General features: G+C 57.5%; 23 protein-coding genes. 10 read left to right on the top strand and 13 right to left on the bottom strand.

Annotated features, from left to right (window positions below):
- Positions 1–57: 57 nt before the first annotated feature.
- The 4 genes from GFR01_RS01860 to GFR01_RS01845 all read left to right on the top strand — a co-directional run bounded on the left by GFR01_RS01860 (position 58) and on the right by GFR01_RS01845 (position 5,569).
- Entirely contained in the window at positions 58–2,436 is a 2,379-nt protein-coding gene (locus tag GFR01_RS01860) for a TonB-dependent receptor (RefSeq protein WP_099181055.1), read from the top strand.
- Between the two features lie 10 nt (positions 2,437–2,446).
- Positions 2,447–3,559, top strand: coding sequence for a glycerophosphodiester phosphodiesterase family protein (locus GFR01_RS01855; protein ID WP_099181054.1), 1,113 nt, complete (start codon positions 2,447–2,449; stop codon positions 3,557–3,559).
- Positions 3,560–3,801: 242 nt separating this feature from the next.
- A complete protein-coding gene (locus GFR01_RS01850; protein WP_099181053.1) occupies positions 3,802–5,133 on the top strand; it encodes a hypothetical protein in 1,332 nt (443 codons plus the stop codon).
- Between the two features lie 85 nt (positions 5,134–5,218).
- The gene (locus tag GFR01_RS01845) at positions 5,219–5,569 is read left to right on the top strand and encodes an STN domain-containing protein (protein ID WP_244902109.1); all 351 of its coding nucleotides are present in this window, start codon (positions 5,219–5,221) and stop codon (positions 5,567–5,569) included.
- 9 nt (positions 5,570–5,578) lie between these two features.
- Here GFR01_RS01845 and GFR01_RS01840 read toward each other — a convergent pair whose 3' ends face one another.
- The 11 genes from GFR01_RS01840 to tkt all read right to left on the bottom strand — a co-directional run bounded on the left by GFR01_RS01840 (position 5,579) and on the right by tkt (position 18,032).
- On the bottom strand, positions 5,579–6,106 hold the full coding sequence (locus GFR01_RS01840) for a type 1 glutamine amidotransferase domain-containing protein (RefSeq protein ID WP_099181052.1): 528 nt from the start codon (positions 6,104–6,106) through the stop codon (positions 5,579–5,581).
- Positions 6,107–6,163: 57 nt separating this feature from the next.
- Positions 6,164–7,606 carry an aldehyde dehydrogenase gene (aldA, locus tag GFR01_RS01835; protein ID WP_099181051.1) on the bottom strand — a complete coding sequence of 481 codons (1,443 nt, stop codon included), beginning with the start codon at positions 7,604–7,606 and terminating at the stop codon, positions 6,164–6,166.
- Positions 7,607–7,756: 150 nt separating this feature from the next.
- On the bottom strand, positions 7,757–8,617 hold the full coding sequence (locus GFR01_RS01830; protein WP_099181050.1) for a LysR family transcriptional regulator: 861 nt from the start codon (positions 8,615–8,617) through the stop codon (positions 7,757–7,759).
- Between the two features lie 75 nt (positions 8,618–8,692).
- Positions 8,693–9,172, bottom strand: coding sequence for a YaiI/YqxD family protein (locus tag GFR01_RS01825; protein ID WP_099181049.1), 480 nt, complete (start codon positions 9,170–9,172; stop codon positions 8,693–8,695).
- A complete protein-coding gene (locus tag GFR01_RS01820; protein ID WP_063904287.1) occupies positions 9,156–9,734 on the bottom strand; it encodes a gluconokinase in 579 nt (192 codons plus the stop codon). The genes GFR01_RS01825 and GFR01_RS01820 overlap by 17 nt, the downstream gene beginning before the upstream one ends.
- Positions 9,722–10,414 (bottom strand): ribose-5-phosphate isomerase RpiA, encoded by a 693-nt coding sequence (gene rpiA / locus GFR01_RS01815; RefSeq protein ID WP_063904288.1) that lies wholly within the window; start codon positions 10,412–10,414, stop codon positions 9,722–9,724. The genes GFR01_RS01820 and rpiA overlap by 13 nt, the downstream gene beginning before the upstream one ends.
- Positions 10,411–11,151: a 6-phosphogluconolactonase gene (pgl, locus tag GFR01_RS01810; RefSeq protein ID WP_099181048.1), complete on the bottom strand. Its 741-nt coding sequence runs from the start codon at positions 11,149–11,151 to the stop codon at positions 10,411–10,413. The genes rpiA and pgl overlap by 4 nt, the downstream gene beginning before the upstream one ends.
- On the bottom strand, positions 11,148–12,008 hold the full coding sequence (locus tag GFR01_RS01805) for a Cof-type HAD-IIB family hydrolase (protein WP_244902108.1): 861 nt from the start codon (positions 12,006–12,008) through the stop codon (positions 11,148–11,150). The genes pgl and GFR01_RS01805 overlap by 4 nt, the downstream gene beginning before the upstream one ends.
- A gap of 82 nt (positions 12,009–12,090) precedes the next feature.
- Entirely contained in the window at positions 12,091–13,089 is a 999-nt protein-coding gene (gene gnd, locus GFR01_RS01800; protein ID WP_099181046.1) for a phosphogluconate dehydrogenase (NAD(+)-dependent, decarboxylating), read from the bottom strand.
- 3 nt (positions 13,090–13,092) lie between these two features.
- Positions 13,093–15,963, bottom strand: a complete 2,871-nt coding sequence (locus GFR01_RS01795) for a bifunctional transaldolase/phosoglucose isomerase (RefSeq protein ID WP_099181045.1) — start codon at positions 15,961–15,963, stop codon at positions 13,093–13,095.
- Between the two features lie 11 nt (positions 15,964–15,974).
- On the bottom strand, positions 15,975–18,032 hold the full coding sequence (gene tkt / locus GFR01_RS01790) for a transketolase (RefSeq protein ID WP_099181044.1): 2,058 nt from the start codon (positions 18,030–18,032) through the stop codon (positions 15,975–15,977).
- A 121-nt stretch (positions 18,033–18,153) separates the two neighbouring features.
- On the opposite strand from tkt, the gene GFR01_RS01785 reads away from it, so the two are divergent.
- From GFR01_RS01785 to GFR01_RS01770, 4 genes are all read left to right on the top strand, one after another.
- Positions 18,154–19,173 carry an MBL fold metallo-hydrolase gene (locus GFR01_RS01785; protein ID WP_244902107.1) on the top strand — a complete coding sequence of 340 codons (1,020 nt, stop codon included), beginning with the start codon at positions 18,154–18,156 and terminating at the stop codon, positions 19,171–19,173.
- Positions 19,174–19,208: 35 nt separating this feature from the next.
- Positions 19,209–19,712 carry an ankyrin repeat domain-containing protein gene (locus GFR01_RS01780; protein ID WP_240283300.1) on the top strand — a complete coding sequence of 168 codons (504 nt, stop codon included), beginning with the start codon at positions 19,209–19,211 and terminating at the stop codon, positions 19,710–19,712.
- A complete protein-coding gene (gene hisC / locus GFR01_RS01775) occupies positions 19,709–20,779 on the top strand; it encodes a histidinol-phosphate transaminase (protein ID WP_099181042.1) in 1,071 nt (356 codons plus the stop codon). The genes GFR01_RS01780 and hisC overlap by 4 nt, the downstream gene beginning before the upstream one ends.
- A gap of 132 nt (positions 20,780–20,911) precedes the next feature.
- Positions 20,912–21,196, top strand: a complete 285-nt coding sequence (locus GFR01_RS01770; RefSeq protein ID WP_099181041.1) for a hypothetical protein — start codon at positions 20,912–20,914, stop codon at positions 21,194–21,196.
- Positions 21,197–21,223: 27 nt separating this feature from the next.
- Here GFR01_RS01770 and GFR01_RS01765 read toward each other — a convergent pair whose 3' ends face one another.
- Together GFR01_RS01765 and GFR01_RS01760 are read right to left on the bottom strand one after the other, a co-directional pair.
- Positions 21,224–22,015 (bottom strand): glycosyltransferase, encoded by a 792-nt coding sequence (locus GFR01_RS01765; RefSeq protein WP_099181040.1) that lies wholly within the window; start codon positions 22,013–22,015, stop codon positions 21,224–21,226.
- A 19-nt stretch (positions 22,016–22,034) separates the two neighbouring features.
- On the bottom strand, positions 22,035–22,403 hold the full coding sequence (locus GFR01_RS01760) for a hypothetical protein (RefSeq protein ID WP_174694640.1): 369 nt from the start codon (positions 22,401–22,403) through the stop codon (positions 22,035–22,037).
- A gap of 79 nt (positions 22,404–22,482) precedes the next feature.
- Between GFR01_RS01760 and GFR01_RS01755 the strand changes: the two genes are divergently transcribed.
- Both GFR01_RS01755 and GFR01_RS01750 read left to right on the top strand, forming a co-directional pair.
- Positions 22,483–23,766 (top strand): aminopeptidase, encoded by a 1,284-nt coding sequence (locus GFR01_RS01755; protein WP_099181039.1) that lies wholly within the window; start codon positions 22,483–22,485, stop codon positions 23,764–23,766.
- Positions 23,763–24,275, top strand: a complete 513-nt coding sequence (locus tag GFR01_RS01750) for a hypothetical protein (RefSeq protein ID WP_063904595.1) — start codon at positions 23,763–23,765, stop codon at positions 24,273–24,275. The genes GFR01_RS01755 and GFR01_RS01750 overlap by 4 nt, the downstream gene beginning before the upstream one ends.
- Positions 24,276–24,310 lie beyond the last annotated feature (35 nt).

The raw sequence follows: 24,310 nt of genomic DNA, 5'->3' as shown, positions 1-24,310 counted from the left end.
GAGTATTGCGCTTAGTTTCCGCCCGTTTCGATTCTGGCTCGTTACGGGAAGACCACCATGCCTTCAAAGTCCAAGCGCAACAAAGGGTTGCTCTTTCTTTTCTGTTCTCCGTTAGCAGTGTGCATGGCTCTGCCGTCTGCTCAGGGTGCTGATACGTCCAAGACCGCTAAGAAACATACGGCCGCTCACAAGGCAGCTTCTGTTTCGGGCGGTTCTGAGCAGCTGGTCATCACGGCCAAACGGACCCGCTCCGAACAGACACTGGGTCGCGTTCAGATCCAGCGTATCCTGCCGGGTATCAACCCCATCAAGTCACTCCAGATCCTGCCGGGCGTTGTGTTCAACAATGCGGATCCCTGGGGCAACAACGAGCAGAACTCTTCCCTGTACGTGCATGGTTTCAACCAGAACCAGCTTGGCTACACGCTGGATGGCATTCCCCTCGGTGATCAGGCTTACGGTAACTATAACGGCCTTTCCCCGCAGCGCGCCGCCATCAGCGAAAACATCGGATCAGCATCCATTGCCACCGGTGCAGGCGGTCTTGGAACAGCGTCCACCTCTAACCTCGGTGGTACGCTCGAATTCGCAACGCAGGACCCACTGCGCAAGCGTGGTGCCCAGATCGAACAGGTTTTTGGCAGCTGGTCCACGTTCCGCACTTTTGCCCGTCTCGACACAGGCGAATTCGGAAATGGCAACTCTGCCTATGTCTCGTTCGCCCGTCAGGATGCCCGCGCGTGGGACTTTGCCGGTCATCAGGGTGGCTATCAGGTCAACGCCAAGTTCGTGCACAATGGCGCGCATGACCACTTCTCGGCTTTCTTCGACTGGTCCCAGAAGGTTGAGCCGAACGAAGACAGCGTAACGCTGCCGCAGGGCTACGGCACGTACGTCCGCCCCTTCACATACCCTAACTACAACTACGCAAAATCCTATATCAATTCAGCTGCCTACACGAACGCAGGCCTGAATTACCGTAACTATTACTCTGCAGCCCAGCGCGAAGATTTCCTCGCCTATGCAAAATGGACGCATGATTTCAATGCGGACCTGCACTGGGACAACTCCATCTATTATCATCATGATCTGGGTGAAGGCGTCGTTGCAGGGCCGATTACGGCTGCCGGTCTTCCGACGCTGTTCGCAGCCTATTTCCCGGGGCAGGATCTCAGCACGGTCTTCGGCGGCTCCGGCTATGCAACCCGTACGACGGAATACTGGGACAACCGTGGTGGCCTGATGTCCACGCTCCGCTACCATCTCGGCAAGCATTCCATCGAAGTCGGCGGCTGGTACGAGCGCAACAACAATACGCAGGCCCGTCGCTGGTACGCGCTTGATGCGAACAACCCCACAACACCGTATGAGCGCCAGCAGAACGCCCTGATCGACCAGTACACGAACAACTTTTACACCAACACGTTCGTGACCCATCTGCAGGACAACTGGCAGATTTCCAAGAACTTCTCCCTGACGGCTGGCTTCAAGTCGGAGCTGGTTTACACGAATGGCACCCTGCCCGTCGCTGCCAAGCCCGGCTCCCTGTCTCCGTCCTACGCCGTCACGGCTCCGGGTGGTACGATTGCTGCAGAACGTCCGTTCCTGCCTTCCTTCGGTGCAGTCTGGAACATCACGCCGAACGAACAGTGGTTTGCCACCATTCAGGAAAACATGCGCTCCTATCAGGATGCGGGCTATGGCAACGCCACTCCCTGGGGCGCCACCAGCCAGGCCGCGTTTGAAGAGTTCAAGAAGAACGGTAAGCCGGAAACATCATGGACGTATGAAACCGGTCTGCGTGAGCACCGTCAGATCCATCTTGGCCCGCTCACATCCATCGAAGGCCAGCTCTCCTACTACCATGTTCACTTCTCGAACCGCCTGCTGGCCATTGCCACAACACAGACACTGTCTTCCATCGTAGGCTCCGCCACGACGCTGGCCAACGTGGGTTCCGTAACGACAGACGGTATGGACTTCTCCTTCACGTCCCATTTCGGCGAACATTTCTCGCTTTACAACGGCCTTTCCTACAACAAGTCCACGTACAACGATAACTACAGCACCGGCACGACAGTCGTGCATACAGCGGGCAAGAACGTCGTTGGCATGCCGGCATGGTCCGAGAAGTTCGTCTTCAGCACCAACTGGGGCAACGCCTACGGCCAGTTCATCGGCGTCGTAACCGGCAAGCGTTATGCGACCTATACGAACGACCTGTATGCTGCACCATACGCGCAGTTCGACATGAACGCGGGCTACACGTTCCATGGTATTCCGCACATTGCGGCCCTGCGCGTGCAGGGTAACATCACCAATCTGACTAACACCCGCGCCTGGTCCACCATTAACGCGACCCAGGCTTCCGGTCAGTTTACGGCTTATCCGGTTGCGCCCCGCAGCTTCTTCCTGACACTGAACGCCACACTGTAAGGATTGATCCATGCTGACGCGCCGCCGCACTTTGGGCCTGCTTTCTGCAGGCATCCCTGCCCTTCACCTAAGCCGCTCTGCAAAGGCGGCTCCTTCCCTGGCGCCAAAACCATTGGTGTTCGCCCACCGCGGCGCGTCGGCCCTTCGCCCTGAACACACACTTGGCGCTTATGCCAAGGCGATGCTGGACGGCGCCGATTTCATCGAACCCGATCTGGTCATGACGAAGGATGGCCATCTGGTCGTCCGCCATGAAAGCAACATCGCCGATACGACGGATGTTTCAGACCATCCGGAATTTGCCGACCGCAAAAAGACCGTCACCATCGACGGACAAAAGCAGACCGGCTGGTTCACCACGGATTTTACACTTGCGGAACTGAAAACACTCCGGGCCCGTGAGCGTCTGGCCACCCTTCGTGTCCATAACACCCGCTACAACGACCGCTTTGAAATTCCGACGTTTGAGGAAGTTATTGAAGTTGTGGCCGCTCAGGCTGCTGCCACCGGCAAGACCTTTGGCCTCATCCCGGAACTCAAGCATTCCACCCATTTTCACAGCCTCGGCCATGATCCAGAAGCGATCTTCCTGAAGACCATCGCGACTCACGAATATACGCGTCAGGCCCCGCTCGAAATCCAGTCTTTCGAGACGTCCAACCTCGCCCGTATCCGGGAGCAGGCGCTGGCGATCAATCCACAGACACGGCTGATGCTTCTGATGGGTGAGCGCAAGCAGGTTCCGCCCGATCTCGCCGCAGCAGGCAAGACGACCACCTTCGGCGATCTGATGACGCCGGACGGCCTCAAGAATGTGCGCCGGTATGCTGACGTCATTGGCCCTTCGAACACGGATCTGATCCCACGCGATTCCAAAGGTGCGTGGCTTGATCCCAGCACGCTCGTGGATGACGCTCACCGTGCGGGCCTGCTCGTTCATTCCTACACGGCTCGTCCGGAAAACTATTTCCTTCCCGCCCAGCTCCGGAATGACGCCGGTCCCGCAGCACGCAATCCGGCTGGCATGATTGCGGAAGTCCGCCGCTATCTGGATATGGGGATCGACGGGTTCTTCACGGATGACCCGGCACTTGGTCGGCAGCTTGTAGATACGACTTTCTGAACCAGAATTTCTCTGCTCCCTGAAAAAGCGGTGTCCGATCTGCCGGAAAGAGAAGGGCAGATCGGACAGCGCTTTTTTTATTTGGAGACTAACCTTCCGGCACCCAGACGGATGACGTTGCCAGGCAGGCAGGTTATGCCTTTTGTATGTTTATATTTCATTTCGAGTCTTTAAGTTACAAAATCCAGATCTGCCGCACCTTGTTAAGGCACTCGGCTTCAGTCTCAGCGCTCATTCCTGCCTTGGCGCTCGGGGTCACGTCAGCTCAGGCCGCGTCCGTAGATGCCTTCACGCCAGACATGGTTGAGGAGGTACCGGGTGGCCGCCCGGTACTTCACGTGGAAGACAATTACGGGATTTTCGAGGCTCTCGCCCATGGGGATGAGGCCCGGCTCCAGTTTATTCAAACAGAACTGGCGCATCTCATCCAGAAAGAGCCTACGTTCTCGCATAAAGTCATGCTCGGTTTTTGCCTGAGTGCAATCGCCCGGCTGCATGGGGACTATGAAACCAGTGATCTGTTGCTGAACACCATGACCAGCAAACTGGGACCAATCGCCGACCCTGAGCGCACGGTAAATCCGCTTGATTTTATGATTGAACAGACCCGAAGTGGGAACCTGCTTCTGCGGGGCCATATCCGCGGATGGGCTCTCCTGCAGGAAAAGATCGAGCGGCAGTATTTCAAGCCTCTCCGCGCCTATTATCATATGCCCAACCTGGAATTCAGCAACGCCCAGCCCATGACACTCACCGTCCCGGCCGCAAGCATTCCGGATCAGGCGGTGCGATTGCCATTCTTCGATACCGTCAGCTTCAGCACGATGCCCTCAACTTTTACCCAGCAAGGCGTCAGGGCAGCCGCTACGCAGGTCATTCTGGATGGTGAAACTACCTGTGCTCTGATTGGAACCGCTACCCTGACAGGACTGGTTCCAGAAAAATTCGTCCGCGCGCATAAGTTGCGGGTCATCGGTAATACCAACGCCGTATCAGACGGGTCCGGCAAGATATCCTCTCAGGAATTCGTTCTGATGCCCTCGCTCGTCCTTGGCAAGACCGTTTTCCTGAACCAGCTTTTTGCTGTTTCCCAAGGCACAGAAATCGTTATTGGCCTGCAACAGCTCAGCCAGCTTCGGCACGTCACGATAACGCGCCAGGGCATGACCTATGGCCTTCACGCACCTTTCCAATGCACGGCTGATCTTATCACCGCCTCCCTGCGGGCAGGGTATGCCAGCCAATGGCTTCTCCCCATTCAGCAGGGATCACATTCTGAAATGGCCATGGTCGATACAGGCGATAATAACGAAGCGGTTCTGAATGTCCGGACGTCACACATCCCGGCAAGCGGTGAAATCAGCAGCGACTTTCAGGAGACCGCTTCGGGGCGCCAGTCCAGCCAGACAGCGACAGTTCCCGCCGTTCTCTCTATCGGAGCTGTATCCATCACAGATCAGATCCGATTCACTCTTACTGCTACAGACAGTGTTCCCTCTGCCCTCACCTACGGCCTTCTCAAATACGGATCGCTCCAGTTCGACTGGCCAGAACACAAAGCCTGTTTCAATTAAAACATGTCTGGAATGACGAAAGCTGCCCATCGTCAGCTTTCTTTCCGTTACGTCGTTAGGAAAAGGTCATTTGAAAGAAGGCAGCATGTCTTATCGAGTTCTGGCGCTTCTCACTGCGGCTCTTGTCTGCCCTACCTTTGCCTCGGGAGCTTGCACAAAAGACACCGTTCCCTTGTCTCTTCCCATTCAACGCCTGGATGAACGTTTGCAGGATCTAACCCGCGAAACCGGATGCTTTATTCAGGTAGATTCAGCAACCCTTGGAAACCTGAAAGCCCCGGCACTTTCAGGAGCACTTACGATCCAGCAGGCGCTTCGGCAGTCCCTCAAGGGGAGCCGCCTGAAGTCCCGGTTTGTGAAGGATCACTGGCAGATCACATCAACACGCAGGGTGGACGATCATCCGATCCATGATTCGTTCATCCAACCCTGGTAAGATAAGCCGTTAGCCGAGTTTGAAATGCTTGATGATGGCCTTGTTGAATGCCGGGAGATCATCAGGGCAGCGGGAAAACACATAAGGCCCGTCTGTCACGACTTCCGTGTCCACCCAATCCGCGCCAGCATTCTGAAAATCGGTCTTGATGGCTGGCCACGACGTTACGGTGCGACCGCGCAGTTCATTCACTTCAATCAGCGTTTGGGCACCATGGCAGATCGCGGCAATCGGCTTGTTGGCCTTCACGAACGCTTTCACAAATGCCACGACATCCTTGTTCATACGCAGGGCATCCGGTGAAGCCAGACCACCCGGAAGCAGAAGAGCATCGAAATCTGAAGCCTTTGCTTCAACAATCGCCAGATCCGCACGGATTTTGTTCGACGGATAGATGTCCTTGTTCACGGCCTGAAATTCGCCGGCTTTCAGCGAAATCACGGTGACAGTCGCACCAGCTTTTTCCAGTGCTTCCTTGGGGGAGGTCAGTTCGATTTCTTCAAGGCCATCCGTGGCCAGTGCTGCAACTTTAACCATGTTCCCGGTCCTTTCATGAAAAAAGGCAGCCCGATTTCCGGGCTGCCCTCAGAGAAATCAGGCGTTGAGATAAACCGTCTTGGTCTGCACATAGGCTTCCAGCCCATGCTGTCCGTCCTCACCGCCAAGGCCACTTTCCTTGTAGCCATGGTGGAAGCCCTGCGGTGCTTCGCCGCCCGGACGGTTCACATAGACCTCACCGAACTCCAGTTCGCGGGTCATGCGCAGAATGCGGCCCAGATCCTTTGTGAAGAGATAGGCCGACAGCCCGTAACGGCAATCGTTGGCCCAGGCGAGCGCCTGATCGAAGTCCTTCACCTTGATGAGAGACATGACCGGGCCGAAGACCTCGTTATGGACTATGTCCATATCCTGCGAGACATCCGTCAGAAGTGTGGGCGCATAGAAATAGCCCTTGTCGTAAACACCGCCTGTCAGCCGCTTGCCACCGGTTTCCAGCTTCGCACCCTGCTTGATGGCCTTTTCAACAATCTCGTGAACTTTCTTCAGTTCATCTTCGCTGACCTTTGGCCCCATATCCGTTTCCGGATCAGTCGGGAGCCCAACCTTCAGTGCCGCGATCTTCTGACGAACCTTCTGAACGAATTCGTCATAGACGGCTTCGTGAATGTAAGTGCGCTCATTACAGGTACAGACCTGCCCCGTATTCATAAAACGGGACTGCACGGCGGCCTCGGCAGCTTTTTCCAGATCGGCATCTTCCATGACAAGGAAAGGTGCCTTGCCACCCAGCTCGAGCCGGACTTCCTTCAGCGTTTCCGCCGCCGCTGCCATGATCTTCTTACCCGCAGGCGTAGAACCCGTCATGGTAATGAGCTTCACGTCCGGATGTGCAACCAGTGGTACGCCAACTTCCGGTCCATCACCCGTGACAATATTTACGACACCCTTAGGGATTTTCGCTTCTTCAACCAGCTTCGCCAGATGGAGCGATGCGAGAGGCGTCAACTCGTGAGGCTTCACGACGATCGTGTTGCCAGCGGCGATGGCAGGACCAATCTTGCGTGCACAAAGGGCCAACGGGAAATTCCACGCCGTGATGGCACCAATGACACCCAAGGGAACACGGTCGATCAGGATCTTCTCATCCGACGTGCTGCCTGGAATGATTTCGCCCTGAAGCCGCAACGTGTTCTCCGCTGCAAACCTTAGAAGCCCAATCGCAAAATCAACCTCAACACGGGCTTCCTTGAGCGGCTTGCCCATTTCAGACGTGATGGTCTCAGCCAACTTCTCTTTGTCCCGTTTCACGAGATCCTTAAGAGCTTGCACGTAGTCCGCACGCTCAGTCGCTGTCTTGCGGCTCCAAGCAGGAAATGCAGCCTTGGCGGCGGCAACAGCCCTGTCGAGATCTGCTTCTCCTCCCCGGGCAGCCTGCCCCACTGTTTCTTTGGTTGCTGGGTTCTCGACGGAAATCCATTCGTTGGTTTCCGGAGCGACCCATTCATTATTGATAAAGAGATCGTATTTCGTAGCCATTGACTGCTCCTGTATTCAGGGCGACGCGTCCTGCGCTGTACTGTGTCAGACGCATGAGACCGTCGCCGGTTCAGTCGATGAGCGGAGACTGACAAAAGCAGTTGATTATTAAAAGTGATGATAAATCAGCATACCATTCACTTTTTGTGATTATTCTACTGCGGTCTTTAGGCTGTCGACAAACATCTGACCAAGGGGGCCTAATCCCGGTTCGCGCCAGACAGCGTAAATATCGCTTCCACGAAGATCATCCGGGTAAAGCACGTTCACACTGGAAAGCTGGTTCCCCTTCAGTGTTGAAAGAACGCTTTGGGGAATGCAGGAAATCCCCAACCCTGCCTCTACGCACGCAAGAATGACATCATAGGACTCTATCGTGTGAATAAGGCCGCCACCAACGCCGCCCTGCTCCAGCCAGGCCTCGAAATACCGTCGATACAGGCAGTCCGTATTAAACAGGAAAACAGCCTGGCCAGACCGTAAAACATCCTGTCCGTTTGGCAGAATAATCGCCAGACGTTCCCGGAAAGCAAAAGCACTTCCCATCATGGGATGCTCGATCGGCCCGTCTGTCAGGGCCAGATCGATCTCCCCGTCCACCAGCATGCGCTCAAGGGTATCCGTCGGCCGGATCAGAAGCCTGATTTCCACTCCCGGCGCTGACGTCAGAAACCGGGGAACGCGATCCGGCAGGTATTTCTTGAGCGCCACATCCAGCGCACCAACCGTCAAAACACCCTTTGGCGTTCCCTCCGAAAACAGATCCGTCAACTGACGCGCCTGATCCACGACGGCTTTGGCCTGTTGATGAAATAACCGCCCTTCCGGTGTCAGAAGCAGGCGGTTCTTTTCGCGCGCAAACAACTCCTGCCCCAGCAACTGTTCCAGCTCGCGCAGGCGCGTTGTCACGTTGGACGCCACACAATTCAGCTTTCGTGACGCCGCAACTACCGTTCCCGTCTCGACGACTGCACAGAACATTTCCAACTGGGACAGACGCAACGGATTCATGGGCGCTTTTTCCTCAGCTGCGGACTCTTATCCCCAGATTCATGGAACATCTCCGGGGACGTCCCTGTGGATCATTTATGAGCAACTGGGGATCACTTTGGAAAGGGCAGCTTTCCTGCGGAGTCGCACAATGAGCGTATCGAGAGCGGAAAGAAACCGGCTCCGATCGGCTTTTCCGAAAGATGGATTGTAGGTGTTCACTGTGCCGGTTTCGCGCAGATCATGCATCAGATCCCGCATGGCCGAGACCATTCCAACGGACCGTTCATCAATTTCTTCGCCGTTTGGCCGAAGAACTGCCGCGCTCTTGTCCAGACACCGGACGGCAAGTGGCACGTCATTTGTAATCACGATGTCGAAAGCAACGGCCTGTTCCGCAATCCAGTCATCCGCAACATCCGGGCCTTCCGGTACTACCACGCGTTCGATCAAAGGTGACTGGGGGATATTGATCCACCGATTGGCAACAACAAGCGTCTGGAGGCCATAGCGGCCTGCCACACGGTAGATCTCATCTTTTACAGGGCAGGCATCCGCATCAACCAACAGCCGCATGAAGTTCTTTCTGGTTTTCTTCGTCACGAAATTGCTGGATCAGTTTCTCCAGCACGACATCAGGATGATCTTCGCCACAGACATGAATGACTGGCTCATCATCCCCTGGCTCCTCAAAAGTAGAGAGCTGGCTCGGCAACAGGCTGGCTGGCATGAAATGACCCTTTCGATGGGTCATGCGATCAACCAGGGTGCCCGACGCTACACGAATGTGAATGAATTCGACAGGCAGATCTCGCCGAAGCTGTTCACGATAGATGCGCTTAAGCGCAGAGCAGGTCAGCACTGCACCGTGACCGGCTTTCACTTCCTTGCTCAACCAGTCGTGGCACAGTTCCAGCCAGGGCTTGCGGTCTTCGTCCGTCAAAGGCTGACCGGAACTCATCTTGTCGACATTACTCTGGGGATGGAGAGCATCCCCTTCCTGAAAATGCCACCCGAGACGGGTCGCAAGGCCGGTGGCGATTGTCGTCTTTCCGGTCCCGGAAACCCCCATCACGACCAGAAACCGCGGCCTGACTCCCATGGTTCCAACAGACTGGACAGTCCCTATGGTTCCCATCGTTCCACTCCCTGTTCTGTCGCAACCAGAACTTCAGACGCCATGTTCAGGAACATGCCGTGCTCCACCACGCCTACGATCGCGTCTATCTGGCGCGCCAGTTCTTCCGGGTCCTCGATCGGGCCAAACGTGCAGTCCAGAATCATATTGCCATTGTCACTGACAAACAGGTTTCCGTCACGGTCGGTCCGCGGCTTGACGCCTTTGGCACCGCAGGCTGACAACCGTTCTGCCGTGCATTCCCAGCCAAAAGAAATCACTTCCACGGGAACCGGAGCACGCTCGCCAAGGTGATCCACAGGCTTGCTTCCATCCACGATCACGACGAATTTCTTCGCAGCCTGCGCCACGATCTTTTCGCGCAAAAGTGCCCCGCCAAGCCCCTTGATGAGGTTCAGCGGGCCACGCTGGACTTCATCCGCCCCATCAATGGCAATATCAATCCGGCGATGAGCCGCAAAATCGGTCAGGGGAATACCGGCTTTCTGTGCCTTGCGGGCACTGTCTTCGGACGTTGGAATCCCCACAATGTGAAGACCCTCCGCAACACGCTCGCCCAGTCGCTCAATCATGTACGTTGCGGTACTGCCCGTTCCGAGCCCGACGACCATCCCGCTCTGCACCATATCCGCAGCACGACGGGCTGCGGTGCGCTTGTGGGTCTCCATATCCGAACTCATGCTGCTTCTCCTGCCGCTGCCCGGTCCGCCAGAATGACGATGCGCCCTTCACTGGTCACATTCGCGGATGGCAGGGTCTTGTCCCCTTCCCGCAGGCGCTTCAGCATCTCGACCTTGGAGGCCCCGGTCACAAGGAAAACGACCAGAGCACTGGAGTGGATGGCAGGATAGGTCAGCGTGATACGCTCATAAGGCGCTGTCTTGGGAGCCGCCGTTCCCACCCATGCCATCTTTTCCTGAAGCACCGGTTCTCCCGGGAACAGTGAGGCGGTATGGCCATCCGTTCCAAGCCCCAGCATCACGAGATCAAACAGCGGGCGAGCCGGATCAAGCTCCGTCGCACCATAGGCCGTCTCAAGCGTCTTCTGATAAGCGCGCGCATCTGCCTCTACCGTCCCGCCAGTCGGGATCGGGTGCACGTTTTCAGGGGGAACCGGAACGCGGCTGATCAAAACAGACTGCCCAACCGTATGGTTGCTATCCGCATGCCCTTCGGGGACATGACGCTCATCGCCATAGAAGAGCTCGACCCGCTCCCAGGGAATACGCTTTGCCAGTTCCGGCTCGGCCAGCAGTTCGAACAGACGCTTCGGCGTTGATCCACCCGACAATGCCACGCGGAACTTGCCATCAGTCTTGGCAAGAACACCTTCGACCAGAAGATCCGCCATTCGAAGGGCGACTGCATCTGAATTTGGCAGTGTTTCCAGCGTGGCAGTACGGATATCGGTTGTCATGTATTCTTGACCCTTGGGAGAATGAAGCGCTCGACGGCTTTGGCCCAGCCATCACGCTCATTGGTGTCAGTGCGAACCTGGGCAGCGGCTCTCACATCGTCTTCAGCCTGTCCCATGGCAATACCCAACCCTGCGACGGAGAACATCGGCAGGTCGTTGTGGGCATCACCCAGACAGGCCACTTCATGCGGCGCCACGCCATGGGCGAGGGCCAGTTCACGCACGGCTTCACCCTTGTTGGCGAGCGCAGGCGTAATATCGAGCAACATTTCGGAAGAACGGCGCACACTTGCCTCACCCCGAAGCATGGCTGCCAGTTCCGTCTCAACACGCTGGAGCAGATCGTAGTTATTGGTGACCCCCATGACCTTGCCGATCCCATCAAATTCATGACGCAGATCCGGCACTTCATGCGGGGTCAGGCCTGTAATGCGGCGCTCATGCTCCACAAACGGTGTCGCAGCATCACTAACCATCCAATGCGACTGTCGCAGAAGCCAGGTCTCGATCCCATGAACATGCAGCATGTCATGCACCACTGAAAGCACATCGCGGGAGAGCACACGGCTGACCGTCGGCGTTCCATCTGGCCCAAAGATAATGCCACCGTTGAAACCAGCGTTTTGACCGTTCAACCCAAGTTGTGAGATGTATTTTGTCATTGCAGCCGGAGGCCGCGCACTTGCCAGACAGAGCGGAATACCACGCTTCTGAAGTTCTTTGGCCATCGCCAGCGTGGAAGGGGCGATCGTCTTTTCCGGTGTCAGGAGCGTTCCATCCATGTCGGAAACAACCATCCGGATCGTATCCGGCAATGGGGGAAGTTCCGCGTGAATGGTATCAAGATCAATGGACATGCAAGCCCCTGTCGGTCGGCCATATTGAATGGGGGAATGAGCATACTGTGCCCACTCCCCCTTGCCCATCCGTCAAAGGGGCTTATTTCTGCTCGACGTGACCGCCGAAGCCGAAACGCTGCGCCGAGAGGATCTTCTCGGCGAAGTTATTGCCCGACCGTGAACGGAAACGGGTAAAGAGAGCCGCCGTCATGACAGGCGCCGGCACATTTTCTTCAATAGCGGCTTCGATCGTCCAGCGACCTTCACCAGAGTCAGCAACTTCACCCGAGAACTCGGAAAGTTCACCAGACTTGGCGAGAGCCTCTGCCGTCAGATCCAGCAGCCAGGACGACACGACACTGCCACGACGCCAGACTTCGGCAATATCCGCCATGTTCAGGTCGAAGCGTTCACCTTCAGCCAGAACAGGAGAGTTTTTGCTCTTCATGATGTCGAAGCCTTCAGCGAAGGCCTGCATCATGCCGTATTCAATGCCGTTATGAACCATCTTCACGAAGTGACCGGCCCCCGATGGACCGCAGTGCAGATAGCCCTGCTCGGCGCGGGGATCGAGATTGGTGGCATCCCGGTTCGGCGTAACAGGAACATCGCCCTTGCCTGGAGCCAGAGCAGCCAGGATCGGATCAATATAATCCGCCGCTTCCTTCGGGCCGCCATACATCATGCAGTATCCGCGCTCCAGGCCCCACACGCCGCCGGACGTACCAACGTCAACGTAGGAAATGCCCTTCGCAGCAAGTTCTTCCGCACGACGGACGTCATCCTTGTAGTAGCTGTTGCCACCGTCGATGATGACGTCACCCTTGCCCAGAAGGGTTCCGAGCTGCTTCACACAGGCCTCGGTGATCGGACCGGCAGGCAGCATGACCCAGACGACGCGATGCGTGTCGCCCTCGAGACCCTTCACGAGAGCTTCAACGGTGTCCGCTCCTGTGGCGCGGCCGGCTTCCGACCGCTTCACAATAGCTTCCGTCACAGAAGCAGTACGGTCATGCACAACAACATCATGTCCATGCCGGGTCAGACGGACGGCGATATTCCCGCCCATACGACCCAGACCAATGATACCGATACGCATGCTTTATGCTCCTGCAATCGCTTTATGAATGGCCGCCGCAAGGGTCTTCAGGCCCTCTTCCAGTGGTCCATCAATATGCACCCGCAGGGCACGACGCCCACGGGCTGAAAGAACCTCGAAGTCACCGCGAGCCTGTGCCGCCTTGACGACACCAAAGCTGAAGCCATGCCCCGGAACCGGAACATCAGCCGCATCTTTCGCAGTGACCTGAAGGAAAACACCACTGTCCGGGCCGCCCTTGTAGGCCTGGCCTGTCGAGTGGAGGAACCGGGGCCCGAACTCGGCGGCCGTAGCAACCTTGAGTGCGTTCCGCAGATCCATACGGACGTCCTGCGCCCAGTCACGCGTCTCCCGGTTGCGTTCGATGTAAGCCAGAAGGCCCACATAGTCGCCCGGTCCAACACGTTCGAAGTGCTTCTTCAGAATGGAGACCGTATCACCGCTACCCAAGGCAGCAGCATTCTTCTCATCCGCGTAGAATGAGAGGTTTCCATCACCAGCAAACGGTGCCTCAGCCGGCAGGGAACCGGTTTCAGCGTAAGCCGTGGTCAGCTTGCGTGTTTCCACCTTGCTGAACTCGACATCCGGCTGATCAAACGGATCAATGCCCAGAACCGCACCAGCAACAGCCGTAGCGAATTCAAAGACAAAGAAAGCCTGACCGATCTCGTTCCTGTCTGCCAGACGCACCGTCACAACCGGAGCACCCGCTTCGCGCAGCGCGCCCAGACGGCTGTCAGGGGTTTCGTCACCCAGCAGCAGATCCACGAAAACGCGGTCCTTGCCGTAGACGTCAGGCGTACCGAGTTCTTCTTCATCAATCGGAACAAGGCCCGTGCCCTTCTTGCCGGTACTCTCGGCAATGAGCTGCTCAAGCCATGCACCAAAGGACGCAATGCCCTTGGACGCGAGGATCGTTACCTTGTCGCGGCCGAAGCACTTGGCCGAATGACCAAGGATCAAACCCAGGGTCACACCCGGATTGACGTGCGCCGGTGCACTGGGACCACAGCTCTCGACCATCAGGGTAGTGATTGTCAGGAACTTGCGGATATCCAGCCCACTAACAGCGGCAGGCACCAGACCGAAGTTAGACAGCACGGAGAACCGGCCACCAATCTTCGGATCACCGTAGAAAATCCGCCAGAAGCCGTTTTCTTCGGCGACCTTCTGCATGTGGGAGTCAGGATCCGTGATGGCGATGAAGTTATCGCCCGGAGCCTTGCCTAGAGCCTGACCGGCGACCGTCCAGAAATGCGCGAACAGAATGTTCGGCTCCAGCGTGCCGCCAGACTTGCTAGCCACGATAAACAGGGTCTTCTTGAGATCGACTGCCTTCTCGTATGTCCGGACCTGCTGAGGGTCCGTGCTGTCGAGAACATGCAGCTTCGGCCACCCTTCCTGCTGACCGAACGTCTCGGCCAGCACTTCCGGACCCAGGCTCGAACCGCCCATACCCAGAAGAAGAATGTCAGTGAACCCACGGCTGCGGACATCACGAGCCAGAAGTTCCAGCTCTTCGATGTGCCACAGACGGTCCTGAACGATGGTCAACCAGTTCAGCCAACCGGCTTCCGGCCCATTCGTCCAGACAGATGCGTCCTTCGCCCAGATGCGACGGACCAGACCTTCCTTGCTCCACGCCTTCTCGGATTCCGCAACATCGTCGCGGATATCAGAGGGAAGGTCAGCTGTGACGTGGAGCAACCGTTTTCCCAGCACAGACTCCCGCTTTTCAGCGACCGCACCAAGAAGGGTATCGAAGGATTCAGAGAAGGATGCACAACCATCCTTCACCAGCTTCGCCGTAACACCGGCCAGATCCAGACCAAGGCGCTCCGCCTCAGCAAGAACGTGACGGGCTTCTTCAACGTTTTCCGTCAGGCTCTCACGGAGCTTGCCATGATCACGGAAAGCATCGAAGGTTGCGGGCGGAATGGTGTTGACCGTCTCCGGACCAATCAGTTCTTCGACGTACAGGACGTCAGAATAAGCCTTGTCCTTCGTGCCGGTGCTGGCCCAGAGCAGACGCTGCGGGTTTGCACCCTTGGCAGCGAGTGCCTGCCAGCGCGGGCTCTTTTTGACGTCCAGATAATACTGATAGGCGATCTTGGCATTTGCGATGGCAACCTTGCCACGCAGAGCCTTGAGCGCTTCCGCATCCTTGTCGCCAGCAGCGACGCGGCGGTCGATCTCACCATCGATCTTCGCGTCGATGCGGCTGACGAAGAACGACGCCACGCTGGAAATGTGGGAAATGTCTTCCCCACGGGCTGCGCGAGCTTCAAGACCGGAAATGTAAGCTTCCAGAACAGCCTTGTATGCCTCCAGGGAGAACAGCAGCGTCACGTTGATGTTGATGCCGTCTGCAATCGCTTCGCGGATCGCACCCGTGCCTTCTTCCGTGCCCGGGATCTTGACCATCAGGTTCTTGCGACCGACAGCCTTCCACAGGCGACGGGCTTCCGTGATGGTACCGTGCGCGTCAAATGCAAGATATGGAGAGACTTCAAGGCTGACGTAACCGTCCAGACCCTTCGTCTTTTCGAACACCGGATAGAGAACACCGCAGGCGGCGCGGATGTCATCAATCGCGAGGTGTTCGTAAAGGTCTCCAGCAGAGAGACCTTCCCCTTCGAGAAGCTTGCGGATCTGGGGATCGTATTCCGTCCCCTTGCCGATGGCTTTCTCAAAAATGGCCGGATTGGAAGTGACCCCGCGAAGCCCGTCTTCCTCGACGAGCTTCTTGAGACTGCCATTTTCCGTAAAGCTGCGCTGGATGAAATCCAGCCATGGGGACTGGCCGTGCTTTTCCAGATCCCGCAGGACACTGCCCACTTTATCTAGGCCGGTATTAGAGATTGTGTCTGCCACAGGCTCTCTCCTTACTTGCTACGGGCGGCCTGACGCTTTGCGGCGTCAAAGACTGCTTCCGGCGTAAACCCGAACTTGGTCAGAAGTGCAGAGGCCGGAGCCGATGCACCAAACGTATTCATGGCGATGATCGCACCGCCGAGACCGACGTATCGGTCCCAGCCAAAGGCTGCTGCCTGCTCAACGGCCACGCGGCCAATCACGTCAGGCGGCAGGACTGAATCGCGGTATTCCTGAGGCTGCTCTTCGAAAAGATCAAAACTTGGGAACGATACCACGCGAGCCTTCACACCTTCTGCCTTAAGCTTTTCATAAGCTTCGACAACCAGCGATACTTCAGAACCCGACGCCATCAGAATCACATCCGGCTTACCGTCACAGGAGGCCAGAACGTACGCACCCTTCGCCAGACCGGATGCCGCTGCATACTTACTGCGGTCGATCGTCGGCAGATTCTGGCGGCTCAGAGCCAGAACAGCAGGCTTGTGCGTCATCGGGATCAGCGTGCGCCAGGCTTCTGCCACCTCGTTGGCGTCGGACGGACGGATCGTCATGATGCCCGGGGTCGCGCGAAGTTGAGCAAGCTGTTCGATTGGCTGATGGGTCGGACCATCTTCACCGACGCCAATGGAGTCATGAGTGAAGATATAGGTGACCGGCAGTTCCATGATGGCCGACAGACGGATCGGGGCCTTCATGTAATCCGAGAAGATCAGGAAGCCGGAGCCATAGGCACGGATACCGGACAGCGCGATACCATTACAGATCGAGCCCATCGCGTGTTCACGCACACCGAAATGCAGGTTGCGGCCACCATAGGTGCCACCCCACTGCGGCGGCTGGAACGATCCGCCACCCTTGATGTCCGTCTTCGTAGATGGCGTCAGGTCAGCGGAACCACCGATCATCCAGGGCAGGTTCTTGGCAACGGCATTCAGCACCTGGCCAGAGCTTGCACGGGAGGCGACGCCCTTGGCATCAGCTTCGAAGACCGGAATGTCCTTATCCCAGCCCTCTGGCAGGCGATGCTCGAAAATGGCCTCAAGTTCAGCAGCTTCCTTCGGATGCGCTTCCTTGTAAGCCGAGAACAGTTCACGCCACTGGGCACTGGCAGCAGCACCGCGCTTGCCCAGACCTTCTGCGAAGTGCTCCTTCACGCCGTCCGGCACATAGAAGTCACCCGCACCTTCCGGCCAGCCATAAGAAGCCTTCGCGCCCTTGATCTCGTCCGCGCCAAGCGGCTCGCCATGAGCGGATGCCGTACCGGCCTTCTTCGGAGCGCCATAACCGATAACCGTCTTCAGAACGATCATGCTCGGGCGGTCCGTGACCTTCTTGGCTTCCTGAAGCGCCTTCAGGATTGCCTGAACGTCATTGCCGTCCGTCAGCGTCTGGACATGCCACTTGTAGGCTTCGAAACGCTTGCCAACGTCTTCCGTGAGGGCAAGGTCCGTCGAACCTTCAATGGAAATCTGGTTGGAATCGTAAACCCAAGTCAGGTTGCCAAGACCAAGATGACCAGCTGTGGACGCTGCCTCCGAGGCTACACCTTCCATCATGTCGCCATCGCCACAGAAAACCGTGACGTGATAGTCGAACAACTTGAAGCCGGGACGGTTATACGTCTCAGCCAGCCACTTCTCGGCAATCGCCATACCGACGGAATTGCCACAGCCCTGACCCAGTGGACCAGTCGTCGTTTCGACGCCTGCCGTGAAGCGGTATTCCGGATGGCCCGGCGTGCGGGAATTCAGCTGACGGAACTGCTTCAGGTCCTCAATCGTCAGAGCCGGGCTCTCGACAACCTTGTCGTCCTGAATATCACGGACGCCTGTGAGGAACAGCGTCGAGTACAGCAGCATGGACGCATGCCCGACGGACAGAACAAAACGGTCGCGGGCCGGCCATAGCGGATCGGCCGGATCATAGTTCAGATCATGCTGCCACAGCGCATACATGGCCGGAGCCAGAGCCATCGCCGTTCCGGGATGACCGGAATTCGCGCGCTCGACAGCGTCCATGGAGAGTGTGCGGATGGTATTGATACCGAGTTCAGGAAGGGTACTCATCGGTATGGGGTCTCCGGCTTGTGACGAGCGGGGGAAAGGTGAATGATGCCCCCGCACCTTCTGCAGCCACGGCATGACGCGATATCACGTCTGACGCAATGCTTGATGGGTAAACCATATTGTGAAACACGGTCTTGTGCTCGACGACAACCCGCTACACTTCGACGGAACACGCTATTTTAACCCACCTTCGTGGCGTCCGGATGAAACTGGCCCTGTGCGCACACGGGGTCAGCGTTTCCGAAATATTCTGAAATGGCAGCTCAGCCTGCGTCCCCGCTGGCCTGATGCCCTGCCACCCCAGACACCCCACACCCTGACTGCTCCCGCGCCCGGTGAATGTCTCGCAACCTTCATCGGCCATGCTACCGTCCTGCTTCAGTTCGGTCGGCAGGGACGTGAACCACTACGCATCATCACGGACCCGGTGTTTTCAGAACGCTGCTCCCCCTTCCGCAGTTTCGGTCCCAAACGCGTGAGGTCGCCGGGTATTCCGCTGGATGCCCTCCCACCGATCGACCTGATCCTGGTGTCGCACTGCCATTACGACCATATGGATTTTCCGACTCTGCGTGTGTTGGCTGAAAAGAATGACGCGCTGTGCATTTCTCTACCCGGCAATCGCAGACATCTGGAGAAGACCGGTCTGGCGCGCATCGTTGAACTCGACTGGTGGGCCGAGACAGAAGCCGAAGGCGCGCGCCTCACGGCAACCCCCGCCCTGCATGGAAGTGCCCGCACCCCTTTCGATCAGAACAAGGCTCTGTGGGGCGGTTTCATGATTGAAGCTGAGGGTAAAAAGGTCTTCTTCGCTGGCGACACCGCGTGGGGCGGTCACTTTGCAGCAATACATCGACGCTGGGAGACGATGGATCTCGCCATTCTGCCCATTGGCGCCTACGAGCCGCGCAATTTCATGCGACGGGTTCACATGAATCCCGAAGAAGCCGTCATGGCCTTTGACACCCTCAAGCCGGCTCACGCTATGGCCATCCATTTCGGGACTTTCCAGCTTACGGATGAGGCAATCCTGGAACCGGGCGCTCGTCTGAAGATCGCTCTTCAGGATCGACAACCTCTCTTCAAGGCACTGGAAAACGGTGAAACCGTTGCCCTTTCGTCCCCTTCCTCAAGCCGCTAACCTAGCGCCAGATTGTCCCCTTGGTGGAAACCGTCATGAACGCACAGACCGTCAACTTCACGCCCGAACAGATTACCGCCCTGTTCATTGACGCCGCCCGCGAGGGTGACACGGACCTGCTGACCCAGTTTCTCGATGCAGGCATGGCCATTGATACACCAGACAGCCGCGGATATACGGCCCTTATTGTCTCGACCTATAACGGACATATGGACGCGGCCCGGTTGCTCCTGCAACGTGGCGCCAATACGGAAGCCACCGACCTCAAGGGCGCAACAGCCCTGTCCGGCGTAGCTTTCAAAGGCCTGACGGATATTGCCAAAATTCTTATCGACCATGGATCACAGGTCGATCATGCCAATTTCTCGGGACGGACACCGCTTATGTTTGCAGTGATGTTCGGTCGAGCAGATATGGCGCGACTTCTGCTTTCCGCCGGTGCCAACCCTGAACACCGGGACATGGATGGTGTTTCGGCTCGTGATCTGGCTGAGCGCCAGAACCTGACGGGCCTTTTCACCGAAGGGACAGGCGCATGAGCCGCTTCTGGAACCGTCGCGTCCACGAGCTAGACCCTTACGTTCCGGGCGAGCAGCCAAAACTGACCAACCTGCTCAAGCTCAACACCAACGAATCTCCGTATGGTCCTAGCCCGAAAGTGCTGGACGCCATCAGAGCCTCCGCGACAGATACGCTCCGCCTGTATCCGGACCCGACAGCCGCCGCTTTGCGCGAAAGCATTGCCGAGCGTTTTGACGTTCCGGCAGACTGCGTTTTCGTTGGCAACGGCTCAGACGAAGTGCTGGCTCACGCTTTCCGTGCCCTGTTCCACGACGACGCACCGCTCTATTTCTCAGACGTCACATACGGGTTCTACCCAGTCTATTGCGGCCTGTTCGAACAGCCATTCAAACAGTTCCCGCTCAATGATGACTATGAGATCGCCATCGACGCCTATGACGGCCCGTGCGGCGGTGTAGTGGTTGCTAACCCCAATGCCAATACGGGTCTCGCCCTTTCACTGGAACAGATCGAAACGCTGGCTCTCCGCCACCCGGATCGGACCGTCATCATCGACGAAGCCTATGTGGATTTCGGTGCCGAGTCGGCCATTCCCCTGACAAAGCGTCATGACAACCTTCTGGTCGTGCAGACACTCTCCAAATCCTATGCCCTGGCGGGGCTGCGAGTTGGCTTTGCGATCGGCTCCCCGGAACTGATCGAAGGGCTGATCCGCGTGAAGGACAGCTTCAACTCGTACCCCCTGTCACGCCCGGCGCAGGAAGGTGCAATCGCTGCCATCCAGGATACGGACTGGCTGATGGACATCACGGCCAAGGTCATCGCCAGCCGTGCGACGCTTGTTCCGGAACTCGAAAATCTCGGCTTCCAAGTCCTGCCATCCTGTGCCAACTTCATTCTCATGCGTCATCCGGCGCATCCGGCCGGATCGGTCGCCGCCGCCCTGCGCGAGCGCTCGATCCTGGTGCGGCATCTTTCAACCCCGCGTATCCAGAACTGGCTACGCGTCACGATCGGAACTGACGAGGCCTGCACACGCCTGATTGACGCCCTTCGGGCCATCATTCTGAGCAACCGATCCTGAATCACAGCCGGGCGGACTGATCCGCCCTCACGATCATGACCTCCCAGAGGCCAACCGGGGCACCCTCGTGCGCCGTTCTGCATTTCCGACAAATGCGGAGGCTTCTGGCATTTCGTGCTGAAAGACCAAGACATGCGCGCATTCCACGGACAGATGTCCGACAACCAGCCTATCCGCCGCAATCAGGCCGAAAAGGAAAAGCAGCTTCGGGACCTCAAGGAAACGCTTGCGTCCATGAAGTCCCACACATCGCCTGCTCTCAAGGAGAGTGTCCAGCGCCGCATCAAGGAACTGGAAACGGAACTCCGCGCCGCTGCCCGCGAAAAAGCGGTCCGCGCTGCCAACCGCACGGAGCAGCCGCAGGATCAACAGCGCCAGCGCCGTGCGCCACGCCGGAACACCATCCGCTCCATGTAAGTACGATCGGAGCCGGGCTTGTGCCGATTATTGGCCAGCCCGGTCCCACGCCTCGCCCATGCAGCGAAGCCGGATCGGATGCATGCCATCCGTTTCCGTCAGAACATAAAATGCCGAATAGCTTCCGCTTGGCCGACCCGGCCGGGACTTGAGAAAATTGAAAACACTCCGGTCAGCCGTCATTCGTGTCTGATCCCCAGCCAAAGGCTGATTCCAGAGATCTAAAACCTCCGGCACACGGGTGCGATCAATCATCAGGCAGTTCGGATCAACGAACCCTCCATACGCTTCACGAAACAGACCGCCGCCCAGTCCGATAGATTCCCATTGGTCTTCGCAGACGGGCTTCAATGTTTGGGGATGAACAAACCATCGCCCGGACCATGCCCAGTCCTGTCCTTCAATCGCCTCAAGCAGGGACTGAAGATGGTTGGGTGCCCACCAGTTGTCATCGTCCAGATAGGCAATCCGGGGTGCATTGGAGAGCTGGCTCAGCACACTCCGCAACACGCCGCCATCCCACGCCTTTCCGAGCCCGCCATGCCGCTCGGATGTGGAATATCCCGGCCACAGGACTTGTACAGACCACCCTTCAGGGCGCCCTTGACAGGCCTGCTCCAGCATGTTCTGTGCTCCCGGTGGGGGGGCAACATCCACCCCGATCATGATCTGAACCCGCAGATGACCCATTTGGGCAAACACGGACTGCAACGCATGAAGCAGGGTAGGTCTTAGTAGGCTAGGCATGACCACTGCGACATCAAAAGGGCGCTGATCGGGCTGACCGTCGTCAGCAAAAATATGAAATCCAGGACGCATTCCGCAAGATTACGGGCTCTCAGGCCATCCGTCCACGATGCGGCCCATGCTTGGATGCTGCGCGCCGCGTTCGTGCATGAAAATCCGCGGGCTTCCTGCGTATCCATGACAGAAACGGCGCAAGAGCGGCTTCTTGCCGCAATGCTTCCGGATCTGTCAGACGCGCCGCCAGTTCTGCTTCACTGAAATGCGCATGAATGGCGTTATGGCAAATCTGATGCAGCCGCACTGTTTCCGCTTGGGCGCCCCCCTTCAGCTTGGGCGTGAGATGATGGCGTGAAGACCGTACCGTCGATGGAATCGCACGGCCACACAACGCACAGAAGTTCTCATCGTCATGCTCCCCAGGCGGTTCCAGCCGTTTTTCGAATGCTCGATTTCGTCCCATGAACTCTGAGAGTGGGTGCACTCACGAAGAACCGCAAGCCTCAGAGGCGCTCTTGCACTTCGCTCGTTCAACCCCCACCATGACAGACAGATTTTTCATTGCGAAAGAGCAAGACGTGCCCGTTCCTTCCCCCTTTTCGCACGAACAGCTTCTGGATCGACTTGGTGAAGTTGCCGTCCGCGTCGGCCTGAATATCAAGCCTGGACAGCAGCTTCTCATTACGGCCCCGCTCGATGCTGTGCCACTGGTCCGCCGCGTCACGGAACACGCCTACAAGGCTGGGGCCTCCCTCGTCACCACCCTGTACGCTGACGACGAAGCCACGTTAGCCCGGTACGTCCACGCCTCTGACGATGCTTTCGATACAGCCCCAACATGGCTCGCCAACGGGATTGCACAAGCGTTCCGGGACGGGGCCGCGCGCATGGCCATCACCGGCGCAAATCCGACCCTTCTCGCAGGGCAGGATCCGGAGCGTATTTCCCGCGCCAACCGCGCCAACTCCGCCGCCAATCGCCCGGCCATGGAAATCATCACCCAGTTTGCGGTGAACTGGAACATCATTGCCTGCGCTACCCCTGCCTGGGCGGCACAGGTTTTCCCCGACCTGCCAGCAGATGACGCGCTGACCGCCCTGTGGAATGGCATCTTCAAATCATCCCGCGTAGATGTTCCGGATCCGGTCGCAGACTGGAAGGCTCACAATGCGCGCCTCCATGCCCGCGCAAAATACATGAACGATACGCGTTTTGACGCGCTGCACTTCTCCGGGCCCGGCACAGACCTAACGGTAGGCCTGGCAGACGGTCACGCCTGGGCTGGCGGCTCGGAAGAAGCGCTCAATGGGATTGTCTGCAACCCAAATATTCCGACGGAAGAAATCTTCACCACGCCGCACCGCTCCCGCGTCAATGGTACAGTTTCAAGCACAAAGCCACTCTTCCATCAGGGCACCCTGATTGACGATATTTCCGTCCGTTTTGAAGATGGCCGTATTGTCGAGGCTCATGCCAGCAAGGGTGAGAACGTTCTGCACCGCATTCTGGACACTGATGAAGGCGCACGACGCATTGGCGAGGTGGCGCTTGTGCCGCATTCCTCTCCAATTTCCTCCAGTGGAATTCTCTACAAGAACACATTGTTTGACGAGAATGCTTCCAGCCATATCGCCCTTGGTCAGGCTTACACCAAATGCATGGTCGATATTGAAGGCCTGACGCCGGAACAGCTTCTTGAGCGCGGCGTTAATGACTCGCTGATCCATATCGACTGGATGATTGGGTCGGACAAGATTGATCTCGACGGCCTCAAGGATGGAACGCGCACGCCTCTCATGCGTGCTGGTGAATGGGTAATTTCATGATTTTTCGACGCGGCCTCCTCCCTGCACTCGCCTTGGCAACAGGGGCAATCGCTCCCTTGACCGCTGTCGCTCAAGGCGCTCCCAGCCAGACACAGATCGACGGCCAGTCAGGCCAGCAATCTGCACAGATCCCCCCACAGTTCCGTGCTGATGCGGAACGGGCCATGCGATACGTGCTTCCCGCAGATTTTATGCCACGCGCGGTCTCCACGATCAGCGAGCTTCAGGGGCGGAATATCCAGCCCCCCAATTCGCAGGGCCTTGGGCTTCAGGACATGATTGCCCGAACGAGTCAGGTGCCCGGCTTCCCGGAAGTGCTTCGCTCTCACGGCTTCACCCCGGAAACATTCATTATCGGCATGACGACTTTCGGCATGACACTGGCTGCCAGCAATGGGCAGGTTCCTGCCGGGATGCCTACTCCCAACCCGTCCAACGTCGCGCTGTTCAAAGCCCACCCGGATCAGGTCAACGCTCTGATGCAGGCCATGGGCAACCCACCACACTGATGTCTTCCGGCATACCCTTCTGGAAAGGGTATGCC

Source organism: Gluconobacter frateurii (assembly GCF_002723955.1).
GTDB lineage: Bacteria > Pseudomonadota > Alphaproteobacteria > Acetobacterales > Acetobacteraceae > Gluconobacter > Gluconobacter frateurii.
Note: the sequence above shows the minus strand (reverse complement) of the source record. Positions and strands in the feature narration are given on the sequence as shown.

What these genes read in the sequence shown, in the direction of transcription:
- GFR01_RS01770 (WP_099181041.1), top strand. Translation starts at nt 20,912, where the DNA reads ATGCGCGCATTCCACGGACAGATGTCCGACAACCAGCCTATCCGCCGC.
- rpiA (WP_063904288.1), bottom strand. Translation starts at nt 10,414, where the DNA reads ATGAGTTCGGATATGGAGACCCACAAGCGCACCGCAGCCCGTCGTGCT.
- pgl (WP_099181048.1), bottom strand. Translation starts at nt 11,151, where the DNA reads ATGACAACCGATATCCGTACTGCCACGCTGGAAACACTGCCAAATTCA.
- tkt (WP_099181044.1), bottom strand. Translation starts at nt 18,032, where the DNA reads ATGAGTACCCTTCCTGAACTCGGTATCAATACCATCCGCACACTCTCC.
- GFR01_RS01750 (WP_063904595.1), top strand. Translation starts at nt 23,763, where the DNA reads ATGATTTTTCGACGCGGCCTCCTCCCTGCACTCGCCTTGGCAACAGGG.
- GFR01_RS01820 (WP_063904287.1), bottom strand. Translation starts at nt 9,734, where the DNA reads ATGGGAACCATAGGGACTGTCCAGTCTGTTGGAACCATGGGAGTCAGG.
- GFR01_RS01765 (WP_099181040.1), bottom strand. Translation starts at nt 22,015, where the DNA reads ATGCGTCCTGGATTTCATATTTTTGCTGACGACGGTCAGCCCGATCAG.
- GFR01_RS01780 (WP_240283300.1), top strand. Translation starts at nt 19,209, where the DNA reads ATGAACGCACAGACCGTCAACTTCACGCCCGAACAGATTACCGCCCTG.
- GFR01_RS01845 (WP_244902109.1), top strand. Translation starts at nt 5,219, where the DNA reads ATGTCTTATCGAGTTCTGGCGCTTCTCACTGCGGCTCTTGTCTGCCCT.
- GFR01_RS01860 (WP_099181055.1), top strand. Translation starts at nt 58, where the DNA reads ATGCCTTCAAAGTCCAAGCGCAACAAAGGGTTGCTCTTTCTTTTCTGT.
- GFR01_RS01760 (WP_174694640.1), bottom strand. Translation starts at nt 22,403, where the DNA reads ATGGGACGAAATCGAGCATTCGAAAAACGGCTGGAACCGCCTGGGGAG.
- gnd (WP_099181046.1), bottom strand. Translation starts at nt 13,089, where the DNA reads ATGCGTATCGGTATCATTGGTCTGGGTCGTATGGGCGGGAATATCGCC.
- GFR01_RS01830 (WP_099181050.1), bottom strand. Translation starts at nt 8,617, where the DNA reads ATGAATCCGTTGCGTCTGTCCCAGTTGGAAATGTTCTGTGCAGTCGTC.
- GFR01_RS01840 (WP_099181052.1), bottom strand. Translation starts at nt 6,106, where the DNA reads ATGGTTAAAGTTGCAGCACTGGCCACGGATGGCCTTGAAGAAATCGAA.
- hisC (WP_099181042.1), top strand. Translation starts at nt 19,709, where the DNA reads ATGAGCCGCTTCTGGAACCGTCGCGTCCACGAGCTAGACCCTTACGTT.
- GFR01_RS01825 (WP_099181049.1), bottom strand. Translation starts at nt 9,172, where the DNA reads ATGCGGCTGTTGGTTGATGCGGATGCCTGCCCTGTAAAAGATGAGATC.
- GFR01_RS01855 (WP_099181054.1), top strand. Translation starts at nt 2,447, where the DNA reads ATGCTGACGCGCCGCCGCACTTTGGGCCTGCTTTCTGCAGGCATCCCT.
- GFR01_RS01755 (WP_099181039.1), top strand. Translation starts at nt 22,483, where the DNA reads ATGACAGACAGATTTTTCATTGCGAAAGAGCAAGACGTGCCCGTTCCT.
- GFR01_RS01805 (WP_244902108.1), bottom strand. Translation starts at nt 12,008, where the DNA reads ATGTCCATTGATCTTGATACCATTCACGCGGAACTTCCCCCATTGCCG.
- aldA (WP_099181051.1), bottom strand. Translation starts at nt 7,606, where the DNA reads ATGGCTACGAAATACGATCTCTTTATCAATAATGAATGGGTCGCTCCG.